We start from the raw sequence: 17,297 nt of genomic DNA, 5'->3' as shown, positions 1-17,297 counted from the left end.
AAAGTAAATCAATCAGAGGTGCGAAGAAATGAGACAAAGTTTGACGCTTATTCCTACGCTCCGTGAAGTTCCAGCTGATGCCGAAGCAAAAAGTCATCAGCTTCTTCTGAGAGCAGGATTTATCAGACAGAATACGAGCGGGGTATACAGCTATATGCCTCTTGCGTATAAGGTGATTCAAAACATTCAGCAGATTGTTCGTGAAGAAATGGAGAAAATTGATGCCGTAGAAATGCTTATGCCCGCATTACAGCAGGCGGAGACATGGCAGGAATCAGGCAGATGGTATACGTATGGCCCTGAACTGATGAGACTGAAAGACCGTCATGGCCGTGAATTTGCTTTAGGGGCAACGCATGAAGAAGTTATCACTTCACTTGTTCGCGATGAGGTTAAATCCTATAAGCGTCTCCCTCTGACACTGTATCAAATTCAGTCTAAGTTCAGAGATGAAAAGCGTCCTCGCTTCGGTTTGTTAAGAGGCCGCGAATTTATAATGAAGGATGCGTATTCTTTCCATGCATCTGAAGAAAGCCTGGATGAAACGTATCAAAAAATGTACGAGGCCTATTCTAATATTTTTGCCCGCTGCGGCATTAATGTAAGGCCTGTTATTGCCGATTCAGGTGCAATGGGAGGAAAGGATACGCACGAGTTTATGGCGCTTTCTGCGATCGGAGAGGATACGATTGCGTATTCTGATGAATCACAGTATGCAGCGAATATCGAAATGGCTGAAGTTCTTTATCAAGAAGTCCCTTCTAATGAAGAGCCTGAAGCTTTAGAAAAGGTCCATACCCCTAACGTGAAAACAATCGAAGAACTGACTGCGTTTTTACAGGTTTCCGCTGAAGACTGCATTAAATCAGTATTGTTTAAAGCAGATGACCGTTTTGTCTTAGTGCTTGTAAGAGGAGATCATGAAGTTAACGATATTAAAGTGAAAAACTTGCTTCAAGCAGAAGTTGTGGAACTTGCTTCACACGAAGAGGTTATTCAGCAGCTTGGAACAGAGCCAGGCTTTGTCGGCCCTGTCGGTGTTAAACAAGAAGTTGAAGTTTATGCCGATCTTGCTGTGAAAGCAATGGTTAATGCTATTGCTGGTGCGAATGAAGGAGATCATCATTATAAAAATGTCAACGTGAACCGTGACGCGCAAATTAAAGAATTTGCTGATCTTCGATTTATTAAAGAAGGTGACCCATCACCAGACGGCAAGGGCACGATCCGTTTTGCGGAAGGAATCGAAGTCGGACAAGTCTTTAAGCTCGGAACACGCTATTCAGAAGCGATGAATGCGACATACTTAGATGAAAACGGACGCGCGCAGCCAATGCTGATGGGCTGTTACGGAATCGGTGTGTCAAGAACGCTGTCTGCTATTGCTGAACAGCATCATGACGAAAAAGGATTAATTTGGCCAAAAAGCGTTGCGCCGTACGATCTTCATATTCTTGCTTTGAACATGAAAAACGATGGGCAAAGAGAGCTAGCAGAAAAGCTGTATGCCGATTTAAAAGCGGAAGGCTATGAAGTGCTCTATGATGACCGTGCTGAGCGTGCCGGCGTAAAATTCGCTGATTCAGATCTAATCGGCCTTCCAATCCGCATCACTGTCGGAAAACGAGCTGACGAAGGAATCGTCGAAGTGAAAATTCGTCAAACTGGTGAGTCAACTGAGATTTCAGTAGACGAATTATCTGCGTTTATCAGCAAGCAGTAATCACCATAACGATTTATCAAAAAACATGTTAAAATAGAAATAATAGAAGGTACCTCATTGCCTGAGGTACCTTCACTTATGATGTTTTTAGGGAGGGATACTGTCTTAATGGAACAGTTATCAGTAAACAGAAGGCAGTTTCAAATTCTTCTGCAGCAGATTAATATGACAGATGATACCTTCATGACATACTTTGAACATGGCGAGATTAAAAAGCTGACAATTCACAAAGCTTCTAAGTCTTGGCATTTTCATTTTCAATTTAAATCTTTGCTGCCTTTTCAAATATATGACACATTAACAACGAGGCTGACGCAATCGTTTGCCCACATAGCAAAAGTGACATCTTCAATTGAAGTTCACGATGCCGAGGTCAGTGAAAGTATCGTTCAAGACTACTGGTCACGCTGCATTGAAGAACTGCAGGGCATTTCGCCGCCGATTATCAGTCTTTTAAACCAGCAAAAACCGAAGCTGAAGGGCAATAAACTGATTGTCAAAACCAAAACGGATACAGAAGCGGCTGCGCTAAAGAACAAATATAGTTCCATGATACAAGCAGGCTACCGTCAATTTGGCTTTCCGGATCTTCAGCTTGATGCTGAAATATTTGTATCCGAGCAGGAAGTTCAAAAGTTTCGGGAGCAAAAGCTTGCAGAAGACCAAGAGCGGGCTATGCAGGCCTTGATTGAAATGGAGAAGAAAGATAAAGAAAGTGATGAAGACCAAGCACCATCTGGTCCTCTTGTTATCGGTTATCAAATTAAAGATAACGAGGAAATCCGGACACTTGACAGCATCATGGACGAAGAACGGAGAATTACGGTCCAAGGTTATGTGTTTGATGTGGAGACGCGCGAGCTGAAGAGCGGGCGCACGCTGTGTATCTTCAAAATTACAGACTATACAAATAGTATTTTGATCAAAATGTTTGCACGTGAAAAAGAAGATGCGGCACTGATGAAGTCTCTGAAAAAAGGAATGTGGGTAAAAGCACGCGGAAGCATTCAAAATGATACATTTGTCAGAGACCTTGTCATGATCGCAAATGACGTGAACGAAATAAAAGCAAAAACCCGTGAAGATTCAGCACCTGAAGGAGAAAAAAGAGTGGAATTGCATCTTCATTCCCCAATGAGCCAAATGGATGCTGTTACGGGTATCGGAAAGCTTGTCGAACAGGCTAAAAAATGGGGGCATGAGGCCATCGCTTTGACCGACCATGCTGTCGTTCAATCCTTCCCTGATGCGTATTCTGCGGCCAAAAAGCATGGAATTAAAATGATTTACGGGATGGAAGCGAATCTCGTGGATGATGGCGTGCCAATTGCTTATAATGCCGCACATCGTCTGCTCGAAGAAGAAACATATGTTGTTTTTGACGTTGAGACGACAGGATTGTCTGCTGTATACGATACCATTATTGAGCTGGCTGCAGTAAAAGTAAAAGGCGGAGAAATTATTGATAAATTTGAGGCGTTTGCGAACCCGCATCGTCCGCTTTCCGCCACTATCATAGAGCTGACAGGGATCACTGATGATATGCTACAAGACGCTCCGGATGTCGTAGATGTAATAAGAGATTTCAGAGAATGGATTGGCGATGATATCCTTGTCGCTCATAATGCAAGCTTTGATATGGGATTCTTAAATGTAGCCTATAAAAAGCTTCTTGAAGTCGATAAAGCTAAAAACCCAGTCATTGACACGCTTGAACTTGGACGTTTTCTCTATCCGGAATTTAAGAACCACCGGTTGAACACACTTTGTAAAAAGTTTGATATCGAACTCACACAGCATCACCGTGCGATCTATGATACTGAGGCAACCGCTTATTTGCTTCTGAAAATGCTGAAAGACGCAGCTGAAAAAGGTATTCAGTACCATGATGAGTTGAATGAAAATATGGGTCAGTCCAATGCTTATCAAAGATCAAGACCGTATCATGCAACATTACTTGCCGTGAACAGCACGGGACTTAAAAATTTATTTAAGCTTGTGTCACTTTCTCATATTCATTATTTTTACAGAGTGCCACGTATCCCGAGATCTCAGCTTGAAAAATACAGGGAAGGGCTTCTGATCGGTTCTGCCTGTGACAGGGGAGAGGTTTTTGAGGGAATGATGCAAAAATCGCCTGAAGAGGTGGAAGATATCGCGTCATTCTATGATTACCTTGAGGTTCAGCCGCCTGAAGTGTATCGTCACTTGCTGGAGCTTGAACTGGTCCGTGATGAAAAAGCGTTGAAAGAAATTATTGCGAATATCACGAAGCTGGGGGAAAAGCTTAATAAACCGGTTGTTGCTACGGGAAATGTTCATTACTTGAATGATGAGGATAAAATCTACAGAAAGATTTTAATATCCTCACAAGGCGGGGCAAATCCGCTAAACAGGCATGAACTGCCGAAAGTGCATTTCAGAACGACAGACGAAATGCTTGAAGCTTTTTCTTTCTTAGGTGAAGAAAAAGCGAAGGAGATCGTAGTCACCAATACCCAAAAGGTTGCTTCTTTAGTTGATGACATCAAGCCGATTAAAGATGATTTATATACGCCGAAAATCGAAGGCGCCGATGAAGAGATCAGAGAAATGAGCTATCAGCGCGCAAGAAGCATTTACGGGGAAGAGCTGCCTGAAATTGTCGAAGCTCGGATTGAAAAAGAGTTAAAGAGTATCATTGGCCACGGATTTGCTGTTATTTACTTGATCTCTCACAAACTTGTAAAACGTTCACTAGATGACGGGTATCTCGTTGGTTCCCGTGGTTCCGTAGGATCTTCATTAGTTGCGACACTTACTGAGATTACTGAGGTAAACCCGCTGCCGCCGCACTATGTTTGTCCTGAGTGCCAGCATTCTGAGTTCTTTAATGACGGTTCTGTCGGTTCTGGTTTTGACCTGCCTGACAAGACATGTCCTCATTGCGGAACGCCTTTGAAAAAAGACGGCCATGATATTCCATTTGAAACGTTCTTAGGATTTAAAGGGGACAAAGTACCTGATATCGATTTGAACTTCTCAGGGGAATATCAGCCGCAAGCACACAATTACACAAAAGTATTGTTCGGAGAAGACAATGTATATCGTGCGGGAACAATAGGCACGGTGGCAGAAAAAACAGCCTACGGTTATGTAAAAGGCTATGCCGGAGATAACAATCTTCATATGCGCGGTGCCGAAATAGATCGGCTCGTACAGGGGTGCACAGGTGTAAAACGTACAACTGGACAGCACCCTGGCGGTATTATCGTAGTTCCGGATTATATGGATATTTATGATTTTTCACCGATCCAGTTCCCGGCAGATGCCACAGGTTCAGAGTGGAAAACGACTCATTTTGATTTCCACTCCATCCATGACAACCTGTTAAAGCTTGATATTCTAGGACACGATGACCCGACCGTTATTCGGATGCTTCAAGACTTAAGCGGAATAGATCCGAAAACAATTCCGACGGATGATCCTGAAGTGATGAAGATCTTCCAGGGAACCGAATCACTCGGTGTGACTGAAGAACAGATTGGCTGTAAAACGGGCACTCTTGGAATTCCTGAATTCGGTACCCGATTTGTCCGGCAGATGCTTGAAGATACAAAGCCGACCACTTTTTCTGAGCTTGTTCAGATTTCAGGCTTGTCTCACGGAACTGATGTATGGCTTGGCAATGCACAGGAGCTCATCCACAATAATATTTGTGAGCTGAGTGAGGTGATCGGCTGCCGTGATGACATTATGGTTTATTTAATCTATCAAGGCCTTGAGCCGTCCCTTGCCTTTAAAATCATGGAATTCGTGCGTAAAGGAAAAGGATTAACGCCTGAATGGGAAGAAGAAATGAAAAATAACAATGTCCCAGACTGGTATATTGATTCTTGTAAAAAGATTAAATACATGTTCCCGAAAGCCCACGCCGCGGCATATGTCTTAATGGCAGTCCGCATTGCTTACTTTAAAGTGCATCATGCTCTTTTGTATTATGCGGCTTATTTTACCGTTCGTGCAGATGACTTTGATATCGATACAATGATCAAGGGCTCTACAGCAATCAGAGCGGTAATGGAGGATATAAACTCTAAAGGACTTGATGCTTCACCGAAGGAAAAGAACCTTCTGACTGTTTTAGAATTAGCGCTTGAGATGTGTGAGAGAGGCTATTCATTCCAAAAAGTCGATTTATATCGCTCCAGCGCCACAGAGTTTATTATTGACGGCAACAGTCTTATTCCGCCGTTTAACTCTATTCCAGGGTTAGGGACGAACGCTGCTTTGAACATTGTAAAAGCGCGCGAAGAAGGCGAATTCCTCTCTAAAGAAGATTTGCAAAAGAGAGGGAAAGTATCAAAAACGATTTTAGAGTACTTAGATCGCCATGGCTGTCTGGAGTCACTGCCTGATCAAAACCAATTATCACTGTTCTAACATGGAAAGCAGAATTTCACGGAAATTCTGCTTCTATGCATACATAAGCGCAAAAAGTGCCATTGTAATATTAGAGTTTCTGTCACTTACTTAGGTATGAAGGTAAGCGTATATCCATTTGCAATAAAAATATGGTTATGGTATAGTTTTATTGGAAATGCTAACGATTACCGAGGCAAAGAGTGGGGAAACCCGCTCTTTTGTATTGAACAGGAGAATTTTGTCTCGACATGTTCATCGTTTACTTTTTAGCCCCTGCTCTTTTGAAGCAGGGTTTTTATGCAGAGTGACGAGACGAATATGAGATCGACAGCACAAGGAGGAAGAACATGAGCAAAAAAGTGACTGACACCGTTCAAGAAATGGCTCAGCCAATCGTAGACAGCCTTCAGCTGGAACTCGTTGACATTGAATTTGTCAAAGAGGGCCAAAGCTGGTTCCTTCGCGTGTTTATTGATTCCGATGACGGTGTGGATATTGAGGAATGTGCCAAAGTAAGCGAAGCTTTAAGCGAAAAGCTTGATGAGGCAGACCCAATCAGCCAAAATTACTTTCTTGAAGTCTCATCTCCAGGAGCTGAGCGTCCGCTAAAGAAAAAAGCCGATTTCGAAAAATCACTAGGAAAAAACGTATACATTAAGACGTATGAGCCTATTGACGGCGTAAAAGTGTTTGAAGGTGAACTGGCTGAATTTGATGGACAAACAGTGACAGTTGAGATCACGATCAAAACAAGAAAGAAACGGATCAATATTCCGTATGAAAAGATAGCTAATGCAAGATTAGCTGTTACATTCTAATGAATACAAATGTTTTAAGGGGGGAGACCGTTAAATGAGCAGTGAATTATTAGATGCTCTCACGATTCTTGAAAAAGAAAAAGGCATCAGTAAAGAAATTATCATTGAAGCAATCGAAGCTGCGTTAATTTCTGCTTATAAGCGGAATTTTAATCAAGCGCAAAATGTACGGGTGGATTTAAACCGTGAAACTGGCTCCATCCGTGTATTTGCAAGAAAAGATGTCGTTGACGAAGTATACGACCAAAGACTAGAGATCTCTATTGAAGAGGCGCAGGGCATCCACCCGGAATATATGGTCGGCGACGTCGTCGAAATCGAAGTAACACCTAAGGATTTCGGGCGTATAGCTGCTCAAACAGCGAAGCAGGTCGTTACACAGCGTGTGCGCGAAGCTGAGCGCGGTGTGATTTATTCTGAATTTATCGACCGTGAAGAAGACATCATGACAGGTATCGTCCAGCGTCTGGACAATAAGTTTATCTACGTGTCTTTAGGAAAAATAGAAGCCTTGCTGCCTGTTAATGAGCAAATGCCAAATGAAACCTACAAGCCTCATGACCGCATTAAGGTATATATCACAAAAGTAGAGAAAACGACGAAGGGCCCGCAGATTTATGTGTCAAGAACACATCCAGGCCTGTTAAAGCGTTTGTTTGAAATTGAAGTGCCTGAAATTTATGATGGAACTGTCGAGCTGAAATCTGTTGCCAGAGAAGCCGGCGACCGTTCAAAAATTTCTGTCCGCACCGATGATCCTGACGTGGACCCTGTCGGCTCATGCGTAGGCCCTAAAGGCCAGCGTGTTCAGGCGATCGTCAATGAATTAAAAGGTGAAAAAATTGACATTGTCAACTGGTCCAGTGATCCTGTAGAATTTGTCGCGAATGCACTCAGCCCTTCGAAAGTGCTGGATGTCATCGTAAATGAAGAAGAAAAAGCGACAACTGTTATTGTTCCTGATTACCAGCTGTCTCTGGCGATTGGCAAAAGAGGACAAAACGCACGCTTAGCTGCTAAACTGACAGGCTGGAAGATTGATATTAAGAGCGAAACGGACGCGAGAGAACTTGGAATCTATCCGAGAGAACTTGAAGAAGAAGACGATGAGCCGCTCTTTACGGAGCCTGAAACTGCTGAATCGGATGAATAAGAGGTGACCTTAGGTGAATAAACACAAGAAGATCCCGTTACGCAAATGTGTAGTGACTGGTGAAATGAAGCCTAAAAAGGAACTGATCCGAGTTGTACGTTCGAAAGAAGGCGAAATCTCAGTAGACCCGACCGGAAAAAAGAACGGACGGGGTGCTTATTTAACGCTTGATAAAGAGTGCATCTTAGCAGCAAAAAAGAAAAACACTTTGCAAAATCAATTTCAATCACAAATCGATGACCAGATTTTCGAAGAATTGCTGGAGCTGGCGGAAAAGGTGAAAAAATAAAATGTCTGGAATGGAATGGTTTCCCTTGCTGGGTCTGGCCAATCGAGCTCGTAAGGTCGTGTCAGGCGAGGACTTGGTAATTAAAGAAATCAGGAATGCGCGTGCAAAGCTTGTCCTGCTTACAGAGGATGCATCTTCTAACACAGCGAAAAAAGTAACTGACAAGTGCAATTATTATAAAGTCCCTTATAAAAAAGTCGAGAGTCGCGCGGTTCTTGGACGCTCTATCGGTAAAGAAGCCCGTGTCGTTGTCGCCGTCACTGACCAAGGTTTTGCGAATAAGCTGATCAGCTTGCTCGATTAATATTTTTGGGGGTGAACGAATGGCTAAAATGAGAGTATACGAATATGCAAAAGCGTTAAATGTTTCAAGTAAGGAAATTTTGACCGCACTGAAAAACATGGATTTAGAAGTGAATAATCACATGGCCATGCTTGAAGAAAAGGCCATTAAACAGCTTGATGCCAAATATAAAAAAGGCGGCGCAGCCGCTAAATCTCAAAAGCCTGCAGAAACGAACAAAAACAAACAGCCGCAAGGGATTAATCAGCAATCAGCTGGAAATCAACCAAATAAAATTCGAGACGGAAAGAAGAATGACGTGCAGAATAATCAATTTAACAAAAACAAGAAAAATAACAACAACAAAAAAAATAAACGCAACAACAACAATAAAAACCAATATCAGCAAAAGCCTGTAAAGCCGAAAAAAGAGCTTCCTGAGAAAATTACGTTCTCCGGTACTTTAACTGTCGGTGCACTGGCTGAAGAGCTTGGCAAAGAGCCTTCAGAAATTATTAAAAAGCTGATGCTTCTTGGTGTAATGGCTACCATTAACCAAGAGCTTGATAAGGACACAATTGAACTCATTGCATCAGAATATGGTGTAGAAACAGAAGAAGTTATTGTGCTTGAGGAAACAGAATTGGAGAAATACGAAGAGCCTGATAATGAAGAGGATCTTGAAATTCGTCCTCCTGTCGTGACGATCATGGGTCACGTTGACCATGGGAAAACGACGCTTCTTGACAGCATCCGTAAAACGAAGGTTGTTGAAGGAGAAGCAGGCGGAATCACTCAGCATATCGGTGCTTACCAAATTGAAGAGAACGGCAAAAAAATTACGTTCTTGGATACTCCGGGACACGCCGCATTTACAACAATGCGTGCACGCGGTGCAGAAGTAACTGATATTACAATTCTCGTTGTAGCTGCCGATGACGGTGTAATGCCGCAAACAGTAGAAGCGATTAACCATGCAAAAGCAGCTGAGGTTCCAATTATCGTTGCTGTGAATAAAATTGATAAAGAATCCGCAAATCCTGACCGTGTAATGCAAGAACTGACGGAATACGGACTTGTCCCTGAAGCCTGGGGCGGAGAAACGATTTTTGTGCCTCTTTCCGCTTTAACTGGAAAAGGCATTGATGAACTCGTTGAAATGATTTTGCTTGTCAGTGAGGTAGAGGAACTGAAGGCGAATCCGAACCGTCAGGCAAAAGGAACCGTTATTGAAGCAGAACTTGATAAAGGCAGAGGATCAGTTGCGACATTGCTCGTACAGACTGGAACACTGCATGTCGGAGATCCGATCGTAGTCGGCAATACTTTTGGCCGTGTCCGTGCAATGGTCAACGACATTGGACGCCGCGTGAAAACTGCCGGCCCGTCAACTCCGGTTGAAATTACCGGTCTGAACGATGTCCCTCAAGCGGGAGACCAATTCCTTGTCTTTAAAGATGAAAAAACAGCACGTTCTGTCGGGGAAGCACGTGCTGCGAAACAGCTTGAAGAGCAGCGCAGTGATAAAGCGAAGCTCAGTCTTGATGACTTATTCGAGCAAATTAAACAAGGTGATGTAAAAGACATCAACCTCATCGTAAAAGCTGACGTTCAAGGATCTGCTGAAGCTTTAACGGCTGCACTTCAGAAAATTGAAGTGGAAGGCGTTAAAGTGAAAATCATCCATACCGGCGTTGGCGCGATTACTGAATCTGACATTATCTTGGCATCTGCTTCCAATGCAATAGTTATTGGGTTTAATGTGAGACCGGACGGAAATGCTAAGAGTACGGCTGAAGCTGAAAATGTAGATATTCGTCTTCACCGTATCATTTACAAAGTAATCGACGAGATTGAAGCTGCCATGAAAGGTATGCTAGATCCTGAATATGAAGAAAAAGTAATTGGTCAAGTAGAAGTGCGCCAAACATTCAAAGTATCTAAAATTGGTACAATTGCCGGCGGATATGTTACTGAAGGAACTATTACGCGCGACAGCGGTCTCCGTTTAATTCGTGACGGCGTCGTCATCTTCGAAGGCGAAGTAGACGTTCTGAAACGCTTTAAAGATGATGTGAAAGAAGTTTCACAAGGCTATGAATGTGGTATTACAATTAAGAAATACAATGACATTCGTGAAGGTGACATCCTTGAAGCGTTTGTCATGCAGGAAATTGAAAGAACGTGATCGGATTTGCGGAGTGTGAATGCATCATTTATGATGCGGGATCACTAAAAGAAAAGCGTGCCGTTCTGAAGCGGATCTTAACCAGGGTTCAAAATAAGTTCAATGTTTCGATTTCGGAGATTGGCTATCAGGACACTTGGCAAAGAACCAGCTTCGGAATCGCCGCTGTTTCTTCCTCTCGCGTTCAAACAGAAAAAGAGCTGCAGCGTGTTTTGGCGTTTATCGACTCTTTTCCTGAAATTGAACGGACGATCACTAGAACAGAGTGGTTTTAACTTAGAGGTGATTGAATTGAGTATGAGAGCAAACCGTGTCGGCGAGCAAATGAAAAAAGAACTCGGTGATATTATCAGCCGCAAGCTGAAGGACCCGAGAATTGGTTTTCTGACAGTAACGGATGTACGTGTATCAGGTGATTTACAAATTGCAAAGGTGTATATCTCGGTTCTCGGTGACGAGAAAAAACGGGAGGAAGCGCTGAAAGGGCTGGCAAAGGCGAAAGGATTTATCCGTTCTGAAATCGGCAGCCGCATCAGACTTCGAAAAACGCCTGAAATTGAATTTGAGTTCGATGAATCAATCGATTACGGAAATCGTATCGAAACACTGATTCACGAATTACATTCAGAGAAACCATCTGAATAAAAATGGAGAGGATAGGCGTATATCGTCTGTCCTCTTTTCTGCGTTTTTAGAGAAAAAAGCTTAAAAGAAGGAGTGAAAGACAAATGGTTAACGGAGTTCTCCTTTTACATAAACCTGTTGGCATGACATCGCACGACTGTGTCATGAAGATCCGAAAACTGTTAAAAACAAAAAAAGTAGGACATACGGGAACGCTCGATCCTGAAGTGTCAGGGGTGCTTCCGATTTGTGTGGGAAGGGCCACAAAAATTGTCGAATACTTAACTGAAAAGTCAAAAACGTATGATGCGGAAATAACGCTTGGCTTTTCAACCACAACAGAGGATCAGACTGGCGAAACGGTTGAAAGAAAGCCTGTCAAACAAGACATTGATAAAACGGAAGTAGAAAAGGTGTTAAACAGTTTAAAGGGAAAACAGGAACAAATTCCTCCTATGTATTCCGCTGTAAAAGTAAATGGCAAAAAATTATACGAGTACGCCAGAGCAGGGATTGAAGTAGAACGTCCAAAACGTATGATTACCATTGAAGACATTGAGCTGACGACAGGGATTAAGCATAGCGAAGAAACAGCGAGTTTCCGGTTTACAGTGACATGCTCAAAAGGCACCTATGTAAGGACGCTGGCGGTCATGATTGGAGAAAAGCTTGGATATCCGGCTCATATGTCTCATTTAATCCGGACGGCATCCGGAGATTTTTCCCTCGACGAATGCTTTACCTTCGATGAACTGGAAGCACAAGCCCAATCCGGAACCGTGGAAGAGCATACAGTTCCTATTGAACGTGCGCTCAATCATTTGCCGAAATGGATCATAAGTGATACATTAGCTAAGAAAGTAGAAAATGGGGCTTTGCTTGAGACGCCCGAGCAGTTTTCTGAGATGACAAGTGAAGACCGAATTGCCGTCTTTACTGAATCCGGAACCTGTTTGGCGATCTATTTCCCCCATCCTGCAAAAAAAGGGCTGTTAAAGCCGGCAAAAGTATTGATGCAAAAAAGCGAACAATAGAAAAAAGGTGACCGTTCTGTGAAGACGATACATATTACACATCCTCATCATTTAATAAAAGAGGAGCAAGCAAAATCAGTGATGGCGTTAGGCTATTTTGACGGCGTTCATCTCGGGCATCAAAAGGTAATCGGCACAGCGAAGCAAATAGCCGAAGAAAAAGGCCTGGCACTTGCTGTAATGACCTTTCATCCCCATCCTTCTCACGTTTTAGGAAGGGATAAGGAGCCGAAGGATCTGATTACGCCTCTTGAAGACAAAATAAACCAAATTGAACAATTAGGCACAGAGATTCTGTATGTCGTTAAATTTAATGAAGTGTTTGCTTCTCTTTCTCCTAAGCAGTTTATCGACCAGTATATCATCGGCCTTAATGTGCAGCACGCAGTGGCAGGCTTTGACTTTACGTATGGCAAATACGGCAAGGGAACCATGGAGACCATGCCGGATGATTTAGACGGAAGAGCTGAGTGCACAATGGTAGAAAAATTAACGGAGCAGGATAAAAAAATCAGTTCTTCGTATATCCGTACCGCGCTTCAAAACGGTGATGTGGAATTGGCGAAAGTCCTGCTTGGACAGCCTTATTTTATAAAAGGAATTGTCATTCACGGTGATAAAAGAGGGCGGACCATCGGGTTTCCGACAGCCAATATCGGTTTAAATAACAGCTATATCGTTCCTCCGACGGGTGTATATGCCGTAAAAGCGGAAGTGAACGGCGAAGTCTATAATGGCGTTTGCAATATCGGCTATAAGCCGACGTTCTATGAAAAACGTCCGGAGCAGCCTTCAATTGAGGTTAATCTGTTTGATTTTGATCAGGATGTATACGGAGCCGCTATAAAAATTGAATGGTATAAACGGATTCGGAGCGAGCGGAAATTCAATGGCATCAAAGAATTAACAGAGCAAATTGAGAAAGATAAGCAGGAAGCCATTCGTTATTTCAGCAATTTGCGGAAATAACATGCAACGCACACAAATTTTATTCTAAAATATTTGCATATAGGCCCGATTTTTAGTATGATAGTTTTCGTAGTCTTAAAACCATTGCTTGGCAATCCGAAGTCACCGACGGTTGCTAGGTAACTGGGGCTAAATATGATTTGGAGGTGAAACAGGATGGCAATTACTCAAGAGCGTAAAAACCAACTCATCAATGAGTTCAAAACACACGAATCTGATACTGGATCTCCAGAAGTTCAGATCGCTATCCTAACTGACTCAATTAACAACTTGAACGAGCATTTACGTACTCACAAGAAAGACCACCACTCACGTCGCGGTCTTCTTAAAATGGTAGGTAAGCGTCGTAATCTTCTTACGTATCTACGTAATAAAGACGTAACTCGTTACCGTGAGTTAATTAACAAACTAGGCTTACGTCGATAATCGTAAAAAGCGGGAGGATTCCCGCTTTTTTATCGTATTAAAGCGAAAATTCTTATAACAAATCATTGAAATCCTTTTACATACTACTTTGACATTGATATGTTCAATTCATTTCGTTCATAATAGGAGTAATTGATTATTTCACACAACGAAGAGAGGAGTTCGTAATCGTATGGGACAAGAAAAACATGTCTTTACCATAGATTGGGCCGGAAGAACGCTTACCGTTGAAACCGGCCAGCTTGCCAAACAGGCAAACGGTGCTGTGATGATTCGCTACGGTGATACAGCAGTGCTTAGTACAGCAACCGCTTCAAAAGAACCAAAACCGCTTGATTTCTTCCCACTTACTGTAAACTATGAGGAAAGATTATATGCGGTAGGGAAAATTCCGGGCGGATTTATTAAAAGAGAAGGACGTCCGAGTGAAAAAGCGGTTCTTGCCAGCCGCCTAATCGACCGGCCGATCCGTCCTTTGTTTGCCGATGGATTCCGTAATGAAGTTCAAGTCATCAGCATTGTCATGAGTGTTGACCAAAACTGCTCTTCAGAAATGGCTGCCATGTTCGGTTCATCTCTAGCCCTTTCTGTATCGGATATTCCGTTTGAAGGCCCGATTGCAGGGGTTACTGTCGGACGCATTGATGATCAGTTTATCATTAATCCGACAGTCGATCAGCTTGAGAAAAGTGACATCAATCTTGTCGTTGCCGGCACGAAAGATGCCATTAACATGGTAGAAGCGGGAGCGGATGAGGTTCCTGAGGAAACCATGCTTGAGGCCATTATGTTCGGCCATGAAGAGATTAAACGCCTGATTGCATTCCAAGAAGAAATTGTCGCAGCAGTCGGCAAAGAGAAATCTGAAATTACGCTCTTTGAAATTGATGAAGAGCTTAGCGAAAAAGTAAAAGCTTTAGCAGAAGAGGATTTGCTGAAAGCTATCCAAGTTCATGAAAAGCATGCCCGCGAAGATGCCATTAATGAAGTGAAAAACGCAGTTGTGGCAAAATTCGAGGATGAAGAGCATGACGAGGAAACCATCAAACAAGTCAAACAGATTCTGTCCAAGCTTGTTAAAAACGAAGTGCGCCGCCTGATTACTGAAGAGAAAGTTAGACCGGACGGCCGCGGTGTCGATCAAATCCGCCCGCTTTCTTCAGAGGTCGGCCTCTTGCCAAGAACGCACGGATCAGGTCTCTTTACAAGGGGACAAACGCAGGCCCTCAGCGTATGTACGTTAGGTGCTCTGGGAGATGTGCAAATCCTTGACGGCTTAGGTGTAGAAGAGTCGAAACGGTTTATGCATCACTACAACTTCCCGCAATTCAGCGTTGGGGAAACAGGACCAATGCGCGGACCGGGACGCCGTGAAATCGGACATGGAGCACTGGGTGAGCGTGCGCTTGAGCCAGTTATTCCGTCTGAAAAAGACTTCCCTTACACAGTCCGTCTTGTATCAGAAGTGCTTGAATCAAACGGTTCCACGTCTCAAGCAAGCATTTGCGCAAGCACACTTGCAATGATGGATGCCGGTGTGCCAATTAAAGCGCCAGTTGCGGGTATTGCAATGGGGCTTGTCAAATCAGGTGAACACTACACGGTTCTGACTGATATTCAAGGCATGGAAGATGCGCTTGGAGATATGGACTTTAAAGTAGCCGGAACGGAAAAAGGCGTAACGGCACTGCAAATGGACATTAAAATCGAAGGTCTTTCCAGAGAGATTCTTGAAGAAGCGCTTCAGCAAGCGAAAAAAGGAAGAATGGAAATTCTCAACAGCATGCTTGCGACTTTAAGCGAATCAAGAAAAGAGCTTTCTCAATATGCGCCTAAGATTTTAACAATGGCCATTAATCCTGATAAAATCCGCGATGTCATCGGGCCAAGCGGAAAACAAATCAATAAAATCATCGAAGAAACCGGTGTTAAAATTGATATTGAACAGGACGGCACAATCTTTATTTCTTCAACAGATGAAAGCAGTAACCAAAAAGCGAAAAAAATCATCGAAGACCTTGTCCGAGAGGTTGTAGTCGGCCAGCTTTACCTAGGTAAAGTAAAACGAATCGAAAAATTCGGGGCTTTCGTTGAAATTTTCAGCGGAAAAGACGGCTTGGTGCACATTTCAGAGCTTGCGCTTGAACGCGTAGGAAAAGTTGAAGATGTTGTGAAAATCGGAGACGAGATTCTTGTCAAGGTCACTGAAATTGATAAACAAGGACGAGTCAATTTGTCCCGTAAAGCGGTGCTCCGTGAAGAGAAAGAAAAAGAAGAACAACAATCTTAAATGAAAACATAAAAGGAGCCTGGGAGACCCGGCTTCTTTATTTTGAAGCTTTTAAAACGCAGGCGGGTTCTACCTTGTCCTTCACTTTCATAATGTGAGGTGAGGGGGGACAGAACATGTACAAAAGATTTGTACCGTTTGCCGTTTTTCTATTTCTTTTTTTTGTCTCATTTGAGATGATGAATAATCCGCACACACTTGATTACATAGGGGCAATGAAAAAAGATACGGTGACTGTCACGGCGTCCAAAGACCCGTTGTATGAAGAATTGCTTCAAAAAGCGCCGGAGTATGAAGTCAAGCCCCAGGATGCCAGAATAGATAAGGTGTGGAAAAGCATTCCCGGCTATAATGGATTGAAGGTCAATATTGAAAAATCATATAAAAAAATGAAAAAGCACGGCGAGTTTCGGGAAAGCGATCTGGTGTACAGCCAAGTAAAACCAAGCGTTCATCTGGAATCTCTTCACCCAGAACCTATTTATAAAGGAAATCCTGACAAACCGATGGTGGCTTTTTTAATTAATGTGGCATGGGGAAACGAATATTTGGAAAAAATGCTCCCTGTTCTGCAAAAGCACCAAGTTAAAGCTACGTTCTTTTTAGAAGGCAATTGGGTGAGCAATAATGAACAGCTCGCTAAGAAGATTGCGGAAGACGGACATGAAATCGGAAATCATTCATACAATCATCCGGATATGAGCAAACTGACTACAGGAAGAATTTCCGAGCAGCTCGACAAGACAAATAAACAAATAGAACAAACGACCGGCGTTAAGCCAAAGTGGTTCGCTCCGCCGAGCGGAAGTTTCCGAAAAGCGGTTGTCGACATTGCAGCTGAGAGACAGATGGGAACAGTCATGTGGACAGTTGATACGATCGATTGGCAAAAACCGGCTCCGTCTGTGCTTCAAACGAGAGTGTTAAGCAAGATACATAATGGTGCCATGATTTTAATGCATCCGACTGACCCAACGGCGGAAAGTCTTGAAGCGCTGATTATAAAGATTAAAGATAAAGGATACGCGCTTGGAACAGTCACTGAACTGATGGATGAAACCAGACTGTTGAAGTAACAGATGCAGGCAGCTTGTCT

At 43.0% G+C, this 17,297-nt stretch carries 14 protein-coding genes; all 14 read left to right on the top strand.

Going from position 1 to position 17,297, the window contains the following annotated elements; translation table 11 throughout:
• The first annotated feature begins 28 nt into the window (after nucleotides 1-28).
• The 14 genes from proS to MOC09_RS04460 all read left to right on the top strand — a co-directional run bounded on the left by proS (nucleotide 29) and on the right by MOC09_RS04460 (nucleotide 17,277).
• Nucleotides 29-1,723 carry a proline--tRNA ligase gene (gene proS, locus MOC09_RS04525; protein WP_268369694.1) on the top strand — a complete coding sequence of 565 codons (1,695 nt, stop codon included), beginning with the start codon at nucleotides 29-31 and terminating at the stop codon, nucleotides 1,721-1,723.
• Nucleotides 1,724-1,831: 108 nt separating this feature from the next.
• Nucleotides 1,832-6,145 (top strand): PolC-type DNA polymerase III, encoded by a 4,314-nt coding sequence (locus tag MOC09_RS04520; protein ID WP_014476824.1) that lies wholly within the window; start codon nucleotides 1,832-1,834, stop codon nucleotides 6,143-6,145.
• Nucleotides 6,146-6,474: 329 nt separating this feature from the next.
• Nucleotides 6,475-6,945, top strand: a complete 471-nt coding sequence (gene rimP, locus MOC09_RS04515; protein WP_003231915.1) for a ribosome maturation factor RimP — start codon at nucleotides 6,475-6,477, stop codon at nucleotides 6,943-6,945.
• A gap of 34 nt (nucleotides 6,946-6,979) precedes the next feature.
• Nucleotides 6,980-8,098 carry a transcription termination factor NusA gene (nusA, locus tag MOC09_RS04510; RefSeq protein WP_268358439.1) on the top strand — a complete coding sequence of 373 codons (1,119 nt, stop codon included), beginning with the start codon at nucleotides 6,980-6,982 and terminating at the stop codon, nucleotides 8,096-8,098.
• 13 nt (nucleotides 8,099-8,111) lie between these two features.
• Complete coding sequence (rulR, locus tag MOC09_RS04505) at nucleotides 8,112-8,387, top strand: glucose-induced regulator RulR (RefSeq protein WP_010334283.1); 276 nt, start codon at nucleotides 8,112-8,114, stop codon at nucleotides 8,385-8,387.
• A gap of 1 nt (nucleotide 8,388) precedes the next feature.
• Nucleotides 8,389-8,691 carry a YlxQ family RNA-binding protein gene (locus MOC09_RS04500; RefSeq protein ID WP_003220946.1) on the top strand — a complete coding sequence of 101 codons (303 nt, stop codon included), beginning with the start codon at nucleotides 8,389-8,391 and terminating at the stop codon, nucleotides 8,689-8,691.
• Nucleotides 8,692-8,710: 19 nt separating this feature from the next.
• Nucleotides 8,711-10,858 (top strand): translation initiation factor IF-2, encoded by a 2,148-nt coding sequence (gene infB / locus MOC09_RS04495; protein WP_268358438.1) that lies wholly within the window; start codon nucleotides 8,711-8,713, stop codon nucleotides 10,856-10,858.
• Nucleotides 10,855-11,133, top strand: a complete 279-nt coding sequence (locus MOC09_RS04490; protein ID WP_003220950.1) for a DUF503 domain-containing protein — start codon at nucleotides 10,855-10,857, stop codon at nucleotides 11,131-11,133. The genes infB and MOC09_RS04490 overlap by 4 nt, the downstream gene beginning before the upstream one ends.
• Before the next feature lie 16 nt (nucleotides 11,134-11,149).
• Nucleotides 11,150-11,503: a 30S ribosome-binding factor RbfA gene (gene rbfA, locus MOC09_RS04485; protein WP_009967251.1), complete on the top strand. Its 354-nt coding sequence runs from the start codon at nucleotides 11,150-11,152 to the stop codon at nucleotides 11,501-11,503.
• 83 nt (nucleotides 11,504-11,586) lie between these two features.
• Complete coding sequence (truB, locus tag MOC09_RS04480) at nucleotides 11,587-12,516, top strand: tRNA pseudouridine(55) synthase TruB (RefSeq protein ID WP_268358436.1); 930 nt, start codon at nucleotides 11,587-11,589, stop codon at nucleotides 12,514-12,516.
• Nucleotides 12,517-12,534: 18 nt separating this feature from the next.
• Entirely contained in the window at nucleotides 12,535-13,485 is a 951-nt protein-coding gene (gene ribF / locus MOC09_RS04475; RefSeq protein ID WP_268358435.1) for a bifunctional riboflavin kinase/FAD synthetase, read from the top strand.
• Between the two features lie 156 nt (nucleotides 13,486-13,641).
• Nucleotides 13,642-13,911 carry a 30S ribosomal protein S15 gene (rpsO, locus tag MOC09_RS04470; RefSeq protein WP_003220957.1) on the top strand — a complete coding sequence of 90 codons (270 nt, stop codon included), beginning with the start codon at nucleotides 13,642-13,644 and terminating at the stop codon, nucleotides 13,909-13,911.
• 172 nt (nucleotides 13,912-14,083) lie between these two features.
• Nucleotides 14,084-16,201: a polyribonucleotide nucleotidyltransferase gene (gene pnp, locus MOC09_RS04465; protein ID WP_268358433.1), complete on the top strand. Its 2,118-nt coding sequence runs from the start codon at nucleotides 14,084-14,086 to the stop codon at nucleotides 16,199-16,201.
• Between the two features lie 116 nt (nucleotides 16,202-16,317).
• The gene (locus MOC09_RS04460; RefSeq protein WP_268369692.1) at nucleotides 16,318-17,277 is read left to right on the top strand and encodes a polysaccharide deacetylase family protein; all 960 of its coding nucleotides are present in this window, start codon (nucleotides 16,318-16,320) and stop codon (nucleotides 17,275-17,277) included.
• The last annotated feature ends 20 nt before the right edge of the window (nucleotides 17,278-17,297 follow it).

This window comes from Bacillus sp. N12A5 (assembly GCF_026790125.1).
Taxonomy (GTDB): Bacteria; Bacillota; Bacilli; order Bacillales; family Bacillaceae; genus Bacillus.
Note: the sequence above shows the minus strand (reverse complement) of the source record. Positions and strands in the feature narration are given on the sequence as shown.

Bases quoted from the DNA above. Each gene is read 5' to 3' on its own strand.
- proS (WP_268369694.1), top strand. From the start codon at position 29: ATGAGACAAAGTTTGACGCTTATTCCTACGCTCCGTGAAGTTCCAGCT.
- MOC09_RS04520 (WP_014476824.1), top strand. From the start codon at position 1,832: ATGGAACAGTTATCAGTAAACAGAAGGCAGTTTCAAATTCTTCTGCAG.
- rimP (WP_003231915.1), top strand. From the start codon at position 6,475: ATGAGCAAAAAAGTGACTGACACCGTTCAAGAAATGGCTCAGCCAATC.
- nusA (WP_268358439.1), top strand. From the start codon at position 6,980: ATGAGCAGTGAATTATTAGATGCTCTCACGATTCTTGAAAAAGAAAAA.
- MOC09_RS04500 (WP_003220946.1), top strand. From the start codon at position 8,389: ATGTCTGGAATGGAATGGTTTCCCTTGCTGGGTCTGGCCAATCGAGCT.
- infB (WP_268358438.1), top strand. From the start codon at position 8,711: ATGGCTAAAATGAGAGTATACGAATATGCAAAAGCGTTAAATGTTTCA.
- truB (WP_268358436.1), top strand. From the start codon at position 11,587: ATGGTTAACGGAGTTCTCCTTTTACATAAACCTGTTGGCATGACATCG.
- rpsO (WP_003220957.1), top strand. From the start codon at position 13,642: ATGGCAATTACTCAAGAGCGTAAAAACCAACTCATCAATGAGTTCAAA.
- pnp (WP_268358433.1), top strand. From the start codon at position 14,084: ATGGGACAAGAAAAACATGTCTTTACCATAGATTGGGCCGGAAGAACG.
- MOC09_RS04460 (WP_268369692.1), top strand. From the start codon at position 16,318: ATGTACAAAAGATTTGTACCGTTTGCCGTTTTTCTATTTCTTTTTTTT.